At 40.0% G+C, this 9,737-nt stretch carries 15 protein-coding genes and 1 pseudogene; 9 read left to right on the top strand and 7 right to left on the bottom strand.

The features are described from left to right. Positions 1-170: 170 nt before the first annotated feature. On the top strand, positions 171-1,409 hold the full coding sequence (locus ACM03V_RS26825) for a cytochrome P450 (protein WP_414623857.1): 1,239 nt from the start codon (positions 171-173) through the stop codon (positions 1,407-1,409). A 51-nt stretch (positions 1,410-1,460) separates the two neighbouring features. On the opposite strand, the pseudogene ACM03V_RS26820 reads toward ACM03V_RS26825, so the two are convergent. Then, positions 1,461-2,237, bottom strand: a pseudogene (locus ACM03V_RS26820) (ATP-binding domain-containing protein); the annotation flags it as partial. Beyond that, positions 2,188-2,478: a hypothetical protein gene (locus ACM03V_RS26815; protein ID WP_414623856.1), complete on the bottom strand. Its 291-nt coding sequence runs from the start codon at positions 2,476-2,478 to the stop codon at positions 2,188-2,190. The gene ACM03V_RS26815 and the pseudogene ACM03V_RS26820, both read right to left, overlap by 50 nt. 160 nt (positions 2,479-2,638) lie before the next feature. Here ACM03V_RS26815 and ACM03V_RS26810 point away from each other — a divergent pair, with 160 nt between their 5' ends. After that, positions 2,639-3,100: a hypothetical protein gene (locus ACM03V_RS26810; RefSeq protein WP_414623881.1), complete on the top strand. Its 462-nt coding sequence runs from the start codon at positions 2,639-2,641 to the stop codon at positions 3,098-3,100. Here the strand turns inward: ACM03V_RS26810 and ACM03V_RS26805 are convergent. Continuing rightward, entirely contained in the window at positions 3,097-3,615 is a 519-nt protein-coding gene (locus ACM03V_RS26805) for a GUN4 domain-containing protein (protein ID WP_414623855.1), read from the bottom strand. The two genes, ACM03V_RS26810 and ACM03V_RS26805, sit on opposite strands and share 4 nt — an antisense overlap. Continuing rightward, positions 3,602-3,985, bottom strand: coding sequence for a hypothetical protein (locus ACM03V_RS26800; RefSeq protein ID WP_414623854.1), 384 nt, complete (start codon positions 3,983-3,985; stop codon positions 3,602-3,604). The genes ACM03V_RS26805 and ACM03V_RS26800 overlap by 14 nt, the downstream gene beginning before the upstream one ends. Before the next feature lie 174 nt (positions 3,986-4,159). On the opposite strand from ACM03V_RS26800, the gene ACM03V_RS26795 reads away from it, so the two are divergent. Both ACM03V_RS26795 and ACM03V_RS26790 read left to right on the top strand, forming a co-directional pair. Continuing rightward, the gene (locus ACM03V_RS26795; protein WP_414623853.1) at positions 4,160-4,366 is read left to right on the top strand and encodes a hypothetical protein; all 207 of its coding nucleotides are present in this window, start codon (positions 4,160-4,162) and stop codon (positions 4,364-4,366) included. A 76-nt stretch (positions 4,367-4,442) separates the two neighbouring features. Continuing rightward, positions 4,443-4,835 carry a hypothetical protein gene (locus tag ACM03V_RS26790; protein WP_414623852.1) on the top strand — a complete coding sequence of 131 codons (393 nt, stop codon included), beginning with the start codon at positions 4,443-4,445 and terminating at the stop codon, positions 4,833-4,835. A gap of 1 nt (position 4,836) precedes the next feature. On the opposite strand, the gene ACM03V_RS26785 is transcribed toward ACM03V_RS26790, so the two are convergent. From ACM03V_RS26785 to ACM03V_RS26775, 3 genes are all read right to left on the bottom strand, one after another. Beyond that, a complete protein-coding gene (locus ACM03V_RS26785; RefSeq protein WP_414623851.1) occupies positions 4,837-5,181 on the bottom strand; it encodes a hypothetical protein in 345 nt (114 codons plus the stop codon). Positions 5,182-5,371: 190 nt separating this feature from the next. After that, positions 5,372-5,641, bottom strand: coding sequence for a hypothetical protein (locus ACM03V_RS26780; RefSeq protein WP_414623850.1), 270 nt, complete (start codon positions 5,639-5,641; stop codon positions 5,372-5,374). A 213-nt stretch (positions 5,642-5,854) separates the two neighbouring features. Next, entirely contained in the window at positions 5,855-6,262 is a 408-nt protein-coding gene (locus tag ACM03V_RS26775) for a hypothetical protein (RefSeq protein ID WP_414623849.1), read from the bottom strand. Between the two features lie 205 nt (positions 6,263-6,467). Here ACM03V_RS26775 and ACM03V_RS26770 point away from each other — a divergent pair, with 205 nt between their 5' ends. The 5 genes from ACM03V_RS26770 (at position 6,468) to ACM03V_RS26750 (ending at position 9,737) form a co-directional block, all read left to right on the top strand. Continuing rightward, positions 6,468-6,719 carry a hypothetical protein gene (locus ACM03V_RS26770; protein WP_414623848.1) on the top strand — a complete coding sequence of 84 codons (252 nt, stop codon included), beginning with the start codon at positions 6,468-6,470 and terminating at the stop codon, positions 6,717-6,719. Between the two features lie 252 nt (positions 6,720-6,971). Beyond that, positions 6,972-7,640, top strand: coding sequence for an HAD-IA family hydrolase (locus ACM03V_RS26765; RefSeq protein ID WP_414623847.1), 669 nt, complete (start codon positions 6,972-6,974; stop codon positions 7,638-7,640). 65 nt (positions 7,641-7,705) lie between these two features. Next, the gene (locus ACM03V_RS26760) at positions 7,706-8,227 is read left to right on the top strand and encodes a hypothetical protein (RefSeq protein WP_414623846.1); all 522 of its coding nucleotides are present in this window, start codon (positions 7,706-7,708) and stop codon (positions 8,225-8,227) included. Positions 8,228-8,463: 236 nt separating this feature from the next. Then, positions 8,464-9,033: a peptidoglycan-binding domain-containing protein gene (locus ACM03V_RS26755; RefSeq protein WP_414623845.1), complete on the top strand. Its 570-nt coding sequence runs from the start codon at positions 8,464-8,466 to the stop codon at positions 9,031-9,033. Between the two features lie 56 nt (positions 9,034-9,089). Continuing rightward, positions 9,090-9,737: a GIY-YIG nuclease family protein gene (locus tag ACM03V_RS26750; protein WP_414623844.1), complete on the top strand. Its 648-nt coding sequence runs from the start codon at positions 9,090-9,092 to the stop codon at positions 9,735-9,737.

Genomic DNA, 9,737 nt, shown 5'->3' with positions numbered 1-9,737 from the left:
TTACTATGATCCGAGTGGGGCAAAATAGCAACTGATTGAATTATTTGATTAATGAATGACCTTTCTACTGCATTAACCGTTCAGACAAGCAAGGCGATCCTATATAAGTAAACAAACTTTACCTTATATAATCCTAAAGTGACTGAGTTTCTCGTATACCAGGTATTTCTATGAAGCATTCAGACTACAACTTTTTTGACCCTGAAGTACTTGTTAACCCTTATGAATTCTATAAACTGGCACAGGAGGAAGCACCAATTATGGAGCTACCTAGTCCCAGAAATAACGCCAAGCTCTTTCTCGTTACCCGCTATGACTTGGTGATAGAAATTCTTAAGAATACAAAAATATTCTCTAGCAATTTCTCTACTTTACTAGCTGGCTCATATGAAATTGATGATGAGTTGCAGCAAATTTCTGCTCAAGGCTGGCCTCAGATGAACACTCTGCTCACAGCAGATCCGCCAGAACACGAGCGATTCCGCTCGCTGGTGAATAAGGCATTCACCTCTTCCCGTGTTAACAAAATGAATGACTTGATTGAGCAGATTGTTGATGAACTTGTTGAGTGTTTCATCGATAGAAACAAGTGTGAATTCGTCAGTGAGTTTGCTGTACCCTTACCAATCAAAGTTATTGCTCAACAGTTAGGTGTACCGCAAGCAGATTTGCCGAAGTTAAAGCAATGGTCTGATGCTTTTATTGCACGCTTAGGTCATATGCTTTCTAGAGAGGAGGAGATTGAATGTGCTAAAAATGTCGTTGCTTTTCAGCATTATTTTCATGATGTTATGGAGTCACGCCGAAAACAGCCCCAGGATGATTTAATTAGTGATTTAGTACAGGCAAACGTGGCTGAAGCGCAATCGCTCGACACTGCTGAACTCCTAAGTATAATTCAGCAAATCCTAGTGGCAGGGAATGAGACTGTTACCAGTGCGCTTGCGTCGGGGATGTTGTTGCTAGCAAAGAATCCCCAGCAAATCGAGTTGTTACAAACAGATACCCAGATAGATAACTTTGTTGAAGAAGTTCTGCGGATGGAAACTCCAACAGCAGGAATGTGGCGAGTTGTGACACAAGATACAAAATTAGAAGATATTGAACTCAAAGCTGGGTCTTTGGTCATGATCCGCTTCGATGCTGCTAACCGCGACCCCATGAAATTTGCAGATGGTGAACGTTTGGATGTGTGCCGCCATAATGTTAGCAACCACCTATCTTTTGGTCATGGCATTCATTTTTGTGTGGGCGCTATGCTGGCTCGTAAGGAAATGCAGATTGCTTATAAGCGTTTGCTGTTAAGGCTTAAGAATGTCCGCTTGGCACCTGAAGATTACGAGTATATACCGAATGTACTTATACGGGGATTGAAACACCTCTATATTGAGTTCGATAAGGTAGCATAACGATCGCAATCAGCAGAAACTATACTTTGTAGAGTCAATGAAATTAATCGCTTATGTTAGTGAAGTTGCTTGACCCAACCTCTGCTGTAATTGGGTATAGCGCGGTTTCTGGTTAACAGACCGCACTGCCATACCGATCGCTTTCTTCGACCCTACAATAATCGCCAACTTCTTAGCCCGCGTCAAACCCGTGTATACTAAGTTACGTGAAAGCATCATGTAGTGTTGTGTATATAATGGCATAATTACTACCGGGTATTCTGACCCTTGGGATTTATGGATAGTAACGCTCCACGCCAGGGCAATTTCATTGAGGTCGGCATAATCATATTTAACATCGCGTCCGGTATACTGCACGATTACTTCTTGCTCTTCAGTGTCAATGTCAGTAATAAATCCCATGTCGCCGTTAAAAACTTCCCGCTGGTAATCGTTGGTAAGTTGAATAATGCGATCGCCTACCCGAAAAACTATTTCTCCCCGTTTGATTTCTAATTTATCGGGGCTGGGGGGATTGATTAATTGTTGCAGCACTTTATTAAGGTTGCGAGTACCTACAAGTCCCCGACTCATTGGCGATAATACCTGTACGTCGGAGGCGGGATTAAAACCAAGTTTGGGAATAAAATCGCTAACCATTTCGCTAATTGCTTGTACGCCATGTTCTGGTTGATGTCCGCCACCATGCCACAAACAATCGGTTTGGGGAGTTTCAGAAATTGGTTCGATGTCAGGGTAGTATCCCCGGTTAATTTGATGGGCGCTGGTAATAATTTTACTACTTGCAGCTTGACGGAATACTTGCGTTAAGCGGACTACCGACAATCGTAGTTAAATCCCTCATTCTTGGGACTTGTAATCGCGCTACAGTATAACCCGACTCTTGGCTATAAAAAGTCAGGCGTTCTATTACACCTGTTATCGATTCAAACTGTTGCGTGGTGTTTGCTTGTTGCTGGTTTGAACTTTGTGCAGCGGGTATCATTTTGTCAAGGAATGTTGGCACGCGGTAATTATAACGGATAGCCGAACCAAGTAAAGTAGTTGAGGTCGGTGATGGTACATTCATACCATATAAGATTTGATTAAATACCGATTTCAACAATATACCTTCGTATGTAATATATATTCATTACTATTTTTTTGGCATGAGTCGCACGATAAATAAAGTAGTGGAATTAAAAAAACAACGCGCTCCGATATTATTTTCATTGCTTTTTTCGGCTGTAATGGCTGGCTGCACTAACGTAACTACAAGCCAATATGAAGCTACAGCGCTGACCACTTATACCTGGCAGGTAAAATATGCGAATAATCTAACAACGGAGCCATCACCACGAAGAGAAGAATTTGCTACAACTTCCCTGCTTAATCGTAATGGCTTGAAACCACCAGGAGCAGTTACCGGACCCGATGACAAAGGTTTATGGTGGGCTGCATTACCACCGCGACCAACAGTTGATGAAGTGGAGCAACGTCAAGGTTCGGAACAAGAGGCAAGCAGACCCGAATTATTAAAGTCTGTAAAGTACGAATTTATTTACTCAGAAGATACGCAGCAAAGGACGTTACCTACAAATTATGATGTCTACAGACAAGTAGTAAAAGCTTACCCAAAGCGATCGCCCTTAGAACTGACTTTGGGAGTAGGGGATAATTCAGTTGAGAAGGTTGAACCAGTCAGTAATTAAAAACTCTCGTCCAAACAATCAACTAATTTTGGTGACAAAGAAGCTGCCCAACCAATCGCAATTTCGTTACCTAAATTGTAGAAAGGTGCAGCGGGTAAATGTCCGGGTGGGGCTTCTAAGTTAAATTTAAGTTGAGAATATTTCTGCCACTCATAATTTAACCGCCAGCCTACAGTATTACTGAATTTAGCGTAATCTTCCCCTACAGTCTTCCAAATTTGACTTTGAACGGTAAAACCAAAATGTCCTTGGCTGTGATTTGCCCATAGTTCGTCAATAGTTTCGAGGTCAAAACAAGAAATTGCCGTAAAATCTTCTTCCCTTAACCAGCCTACATCAACGCGATTAGTTATTTTAAGTATTATTGAGTTTGTTTCTTCGTCGGCGCTGCGCCATCTACTTGATTCAAGTAGGTTCTCAAGACGTGTGTAATCTGTATCCACAAGTTTATTTACTAAGTTTTTTTGATTATCTGGAGTTTTTAAAAGCGGTGTAAAATTACTATACCGAATCATCCTTCCAGCCACATTCGGGGCAATCCCAATGCACTCTTGCGGTGAAGTCCCTCTCAAACTCTGCACCACAACTAGGACATAACCCAGTAAACATCGGATGGTTATCTAATAACCACAACTTTTTTTCTCGGCTCCATCGTTGTGGGGGCTGGATAATTTCTTCGCCATTGTAGGTAACACGCTCAATTACCAATTCGTCATCAATATATCTCGCCCCTTGGGGTTCCCACAGTTCTTGTGGTTCCGCATTAGGTTCTGGGGCAAAATGATGGCATTCTTTCCCATCGGGACCACTGGGAAGGACGGCGCATACAAGGTAGTGACTGCCGCAATAAAAACGGCAGCGATCGCACTCTGGGATTTTGGGCATAGTAACAGTACAGGTATACTTAGTTCTAGATTGCCCCAAAATCAATGCCAATTTATCAAAACGTTATTCATCTTTAAATTAACGTTGATAATCTAAACTGAATTAACTTTTTTTGTGGCGCTTTTTGCTATTCTATATCTGTAAACCACTTTTAATACTTTATAGTTAACACTTATGGCAGGTAGAAAGAAGTTAGACCGCGTAAGTCTTCATGCAAGGGTTGAGCAGGGAACGATAGACAAGTTAAAAGAAGTTGCCCAATTACTAGGCTATGTATACAACGGGGAAGGTTCTACAGGTCAATTATTAGATGCGATCGCGTCTGGTGAGTTAATATTAATTGCTACGAAAAATAGAAGTAATGTAAATAAAAGCGGTTAGTTATACTAGTTAAAAGTGGTAAAATTAACGTGGGGATAAAAAAATCCCCTTTTGTGTTTTAAAAGGAGGTGGTTGATTGAGCAAAAATGGTAACGGTCATCGAGATGTTTGGAACCCTGTTAAAGTTTTTATTCGTTTATTCCAAGGAGTTTGGAAGAAAAGGGATGAAGTTTCGGGGGAAACATACCTCGTTGATTCGGAAGTTGTCAGAGATGACCTGGACGATATTGCAGACGAACCATTTATAAATTTATTTAACGCCCCGAATTTATCACCATCCGAAGAGTTTAAAGCTTTTGGTACTTCAATGAAGAAGGTAGCCGTCGAACTATTTCGCATTAACGGTGGAAAACAAGGTTACTATATCGCCAATATTTTAGATAAAAAATACTACTACTGTGGGGTTGAGTGGGAAGACGTAAAACTGAAGTTGAGGGAATTGGGTATAGGTAGACCAGATCCGATGTAAATTACTCCTTAACTTCTAACTGATAAACCCGCATTGAAGGGTGTTCGGTCATCATCCGCCAATAATAATCGTCAGGCGCTGGCATTACCCTACCACCGCAACGGCAAAGGAAAGTTGGCTCATTGTAGCGTGTCAGTTTTTTAATTAACTTTTCTAGATTGGGGTCAGGGTTGTCGCTGTCAAACCAGATAAGATGCGATCGCCCCAAGTACCCGGCTGCCATCAAGCTAGCAAACAACCATTCCATTATTGATTGAACTTGTTCTGATGAAACTCCGGTTGTTTCGCCATAACTATCAATGGTTGGTTGGGGTGTTTTGGGTTTAAGGAAGTTGAGTAGTTTCATAGTCGGAGAGGAACGCTACCGTATTAGTGTTCCCGTTTTGGGAGATGCGATCAAAGATTGAAGGTTACAAATCGTTTATTAAATCCGATAGCTAACTGCCAGCTTACCCGCGATAACTTTTATTGAAACTTTTTGCGATCGCCGTCCCGGTATCAGCTAAGCCGCACAAAAAGGTGAACGCCTATAGTCATTAAATTTTGTGCAGTACGTGCGGGGGAAATCCTTTAGTCATCATAAATTCGTTTCCATTCATGTGGAAATTTTCTAAAATACTATAACTCTGTTCATTTTTTTCATACATTTGCTCTACATAATTTCGGTTAAAAGCTATACCAAAATAAACTGTTGATTTGTGATTTTTTTCAATCCAAGTAGGGTCAATTACTTCTCCTTTATTATTAATTAACCAAGCATGAGAGATTTCTCTACGTAAAAATACCGCACCATACAGGCACGGCATTCTACTTTAGTACAGCCCCGAAAGGGCTAAAAATATATTGCATACTTAATCTTTTGATCCAGACAAATTGCTAAAACTCCTATTTATTCGGAATACACGATTTTATTGATTTTATTTCGGCAGGAAAGTAGGGAGTTTGTAGTCACAAGAGCAAGCATTTTTAACGTCTTATTGAGAAAACGTTAAATATTTTTATAATACTTCGTAGTAGCTTTATGCAGCTTGAATGTTTACCAATGTAAGGGTAAATTTGGCAGTATCGCCACCAAACGTTTCAGTGTTTCGTAATTTTACTGTTTTGGTAATGGTTCGCCCTTTAGGAACTAGATAGGAAAGACTTTTTGTGTCTTCTAAGTCGCCAGTATTTTCTGAGGTTCCTTCATAAAGTCGTGCTTCACCGTTAATTTTGACATCGCCATTATCAAGACGCACACAGTTCAAATCAAGTTCAGCGCGAACTTCTCCGCCACATCCTTTAGAGAATTCCACTAATTCCGACGGTTGACCTTCGCTAGTTAACTGAGCGCTACCAGAAAGGGTAGCAGTGCATACTTCATCACGAAATACTTCGTCATCGACAATCCTAACGTTTCCACTAACTACTACAACGTTTAACGCCATAACATTTTCCTTAATATTTTTCTTATTTCTTGTTTCTAATATAGAAAATTTAATTGTTTTTATACAGTACCCATAAGGGTAATTTTTTTGAAATTAACAATACCATAATTATTATTACAATATTGCTAAGGGACAAAATGACTGCGTTGTTGAACCAAACCGTATTCGTAAGTCAATTGGTGCTGAAAACTCGTTTGCCCAGGACTTGAGCGATACTCTTTCAGAGTCACTTCGTGAACGCGCAACCTGTATATTTGAACTCGAACAAATTGCGTCTACGCTGCATAAACGGATTGAGAAACATCAAGCTTCCGGTCGAACACTGACGCTAAAAGTAAAGTTTGCAGATTATCAGCAGATTACCCGCAGTAAAACTTTGTTGATGCCGATTAAAGAGTTGGGGGAGATAATTGGGGGAGCGATGCGGAAGCCGCCACTCCGTGAACGCGCTATTTGAAGGAATTGAACTGGGGGCTAAAAGTATTCGGTTGTTGGGAATTTCGCTATCTAATCTTAAGAACAAAGAGGAACTACGAATAGTTCAATTATCTTTATTTAGATAAGCATTGAACATAATTTCAAAGCGCGTTTATCTATGTTTTGCATAATATCATTGTAGTATTATATAAAGTCAATATAGTATACTAGTTTGGCTTTTCTCTCATCACCTTGATTAAATTATGGTGAAAATCTAAAGCCTTAAAAGCAAATGAAAAAAGTTACAGTAGCGTTCGATATTATTGGTACTTGTTTTAGCTTGTCCAAACCCAGACAAAAATTGATAGAACGAGGCGCACCCGATTATTCTGTAGAGCTTTGGTTAGCACAAACATTGCGCGATGCCTTTGCTCTATCTCACGCGGGTGGTTATCGACCACTTAAAGAAGTGCTTTCTTCGGAACTACCTCGAACTTTAAAAATACTTGGTGTTCAAGCAGATTCCATGCAGATGTCTCAGGTAATAGAATCTTTTTCCGAGTTAGATTTACAACCAGACGCTCTTGAGTCGTTTCAAGTGTTAAAACAGGCAAATTGTTCAATAGTTGCCTTAACTAATGGCAGTGAAGATTCCACACGCAAACTGCTCGAACGTGCTGGTGCTATTAAATACTTTGACTGCATTTTTTCTTGTGATGCTGTTTCTAAAACAAAGCCCCACAAAGACGTTTATGCTTTGGTTAAGCAAGATGATTTGAGCGATGTTTGGATGGTCGCTGCTCATGCTTGGGATATCGCTGGTGCTGTGCGTGCCGATCTGAGAACCGCTTTTATTACTCAAAATGAAATTGATTACCTTGATGTTTACCCGCAACCAGAAATAATTGTTCCTAGTTTGGTTGCAGCGGGTAACAAAATCATAGAAACTATGAGCAATTAATCATAAGCGAGTTTTTAAAGTACTTTCAATACAATAAGAAAAGGCGTTATGAATACTCGTTCAACATGGCATTAATTGAATATCTAGAACGTGATGATTGGCGGGAAGCTCTCCGCAGGAATTTTGAAGGAGCGATCGCCCTACTGCAAACGGATAGATTTGGTAGATGTTCTAGCGCTGTTGATGATATGAAAAGTTGGCTAGCTTTGGGTGGTGTTAGTCGCGTTCAGCTTCAACTTGATCGCCAGATGGAAGGAAGACGTTTAGCTGTGGAGCGCCAAAGGGAGATTCGTGATTTTTTAGAGCAGTTGGTGTTAGAAAATCAAAGTCCTTTATTGCAACTAATAGATGACGGTATCATTCCCTGGAACCAAGCTGATTTTTTGGTAACGATGGGTATTTCAGAAGCGCAATTCGATGCAATGTGGGAACATATTTCAGCGAGTGGTAACTTTTTTGAAACCTGGATGTTAGCAAATGGCTATTCTCAAGACCGGATTAATCAAATTTATCAAATCATTGACCGCTGGCTTGTAAAAGCTGGATTAAATCTAGATACACATCCTGAAGAACCTACCTGGAACTGATCGTCATATTAAAGAAGCTGTAACATTTTATGCTTCCTATTACTACGTTCGCTGCTGCTAGTGGCGATGACTTATATTTTAGTCACAAAAATTGGATTCCCCGTGAAGAGCGATCGCACTTTGTATTCCACTTATCATTTGAGAAAAATTTCATATTTTTATGCTTGTACGCCCGGAATCGGTAAATTCAAAAGTGATATTAAGTATGTAATTACACCAAATAAGAAATACTAACTATGAATATTACTTCTGTTGTGCTAAGAGTTAGTTCAAAGGGTGCAGAAGTGACTAAGCTGCAAGAAGATTTGAAAAAGCTCAACTTTTATTCAGGTATTATTGATGGTATTTTTGGCTCACAAACTAATGCAGCTGTCATTAATTTTCAAAAATCTCAACAGCTAATTCCAGATGGCATTGTCGGAGAGAAAACTTGGACTAAGCTAAACGCAGCATTGCAAGAAAGCAATCCGCGTTTTGATTTTCGAGTAATTAGCGTACAAGAATTTATCTCTCGTAATCGAATTAAAGATTTCAACCCAAAATCAGTAGCCGTACAATTGTTTAACAATTCATTTGATGAAGAAGGAAGAAAGTCTGAGGACATTTCAGTTGCATATCCGACAAGAGAAACTGCTGTAATCGTGTATACCATAATAGGTTTAGCTGATGATTCAGTTGGTGGAATACGAAATCGCATCGAATTGAAACGCAACCAAAATAAATGGGAAATTGTTTGGGTAGGCGAACAATATAAGTGCCAATTGGGTCGAGGACATCAAGACTGGTCTGGTACTCTTTGCTCATAAAACTTTCTTTGTTTATTTCTCCAGCGGCGGATATTATCAACAAGTGGGTTTGAGGAATGCTTGTGGAGCCGAACCAGCTTGATTTATTTAAAGATACGCCAGTTGAACCAAAACAACTGGAACTGTTTGCATATCCGCCACTGCCACCACCACCGGGACAGGTGGAGTTATTTCCTAGTAAAGAATATAAATCCAAGCGCCGCGATGAATTGGTGATGAGTAGTGAAGAATTGCAGCGGTGGAAATTGCAGATAACAAATTATCAACAGAAAACACGCGAAACTCCACCAGTTCAGCAAGCAGCATTATTCGATATTGCACCCAATCATTGTGACCCCGATAAAATTGACCCGCTAACTCTTCAATTACAGTCGATGGCGTTTTACCGAATACCAGCCGATTATCCAGGGGAAGCTTGTTTATATTTTGTGATTGATTCTGCTGCTAATTTAATCTTGTATGTTGGTGAAACTTTACGTTCTAACAAGCGCTGGAAAGCAGTACATGACTGTAAAGATTACATCATTAGCTATCAAGATTTGCATTACCGTTACAAGTTAAAAACAGCAGTTAATATTGCTTTTTGGTGGGATACGCCAACTGATACTAAAAAGCGGCAGCAGCTAGAGCAAGCATTGATACAAAAATGGCGTAGTCCATTTAATAAAGAAATGTGGCGGGTGTGGGGGCAACCTTTTGGATGA

Source organism: Calothrix sp. CCY 0018, assembly GCF_963920925.1.
Lineage (GTDB): Bacteria > Cyanobacteriota > Cyanobacteriia > Cyanobacteriales > Nostocaceae > Rivularia.
The sequence above is the reverse complement of the archived record's forward strand: the minus strand, read 5'-3'. Positions and strand labels throughout refer to the sequence as shown.

What these genes read in the sequence shown, in the direction of transcription:
- ACM03V_RS26760 (WP_414623846.1), top strand. Translation starts at nt 7,706, where the DNA reads ATGGCATTAATTGAATATCTAGAACGTGATGATTGGCGGGAAGCTCTC.
- ACM03V_RS26825 (WP_414623857.1), top strand. Translation starts at nt 171, where the DNA reads ATGAAGCATTCAGACTACAACTTTTTTGACCCTGAAGTACTTGTTAAC.
- ACM03V_RS26765 (WP_414623847.1), top strand. Translation starts at nt 6,972, where the DNA reads ATGAAAAAAGTTACAGTAGCGTTCGATATTATTGGTACTTGTTTTAGC.
- ACM03V_RS26785 (WP_414623851.1), bottom strand. Translation starts at nt 5,181, where the DNA reads ATGAAACTACTCAACTTCCTTAAACCCAAAACACCCCAACCAACCATT.
- ACM03V_RS26815 (WP_414623856.1), bottom strand. Translation starts at nt 2,478, where the DNA reads ATGAATGTACCATCACCGACCTCAACTACTTTACTTGGTTCGGCTATC.
- ACM03V_RS26780 (WP_414623850.1), bottom strand. Translation starts at nt 5,641, where the DNA reads ATGCCGTGCCTGTATGGTGCGGTATTTTTACGTAGAGAAATCTCTCAT.
- ACM03V_RS26805 (WP_414623855.1), bottom strand. Translation starts at nt 3,615, where the DNA reads ATGATTCGGTATAGTAATTTTACACCGCTTTTAAAAACTCCAGATAAT.
- ACM03V_RS26800 (WP_414623854.1), bottom strand. Translation starts at nt 3,985, where the DNA reads ATGCCCAAAATCCCAGAGTGCGATCGCTGCCGTTTTTATTGCGGCAGT.
- ACM03V_RS26775 (WP_414623849.1), bottom strand. Translation starts at nt 6,262, where the DNA reads ATGGCGTTAAACGTTGTAGTAGTTAGTGGAAACGTTAGGATTGTCGAT.
- ACM03V_RS26750 (WP_414623844.1), top strand. Translation starts at nt 9,090, where the DNA reads ATGCTTGTGGAGCCGAACCAGCTTGATTTATTTAAAGATACGCCAGTT.
- ACM03V_RS26795 (WP_414623853.1), top strand. Translation starts at nt 4,160, where the DNA reads ATGGCAGGTAGAAAGAAGTTAGACCGCGTAAGTCTTCATGCAAGGGTT.
- ACM03V_RS26755 (WP_414623845.1), top strand. Translation starts at nt 8,464, where the DNA reads ATGAATATTACTTCTGTTGTGCTAAGAGTTAGTTCAAAGGGTGCAGAA.
- ACM03V_RS26810 (WP_414623881.1), top strand. Translation starts at nt 2,639, where the DNA reads ATGGCTGGCTGCACTAACGTAACTACAAGCCAATATGAAGCTACAGCG.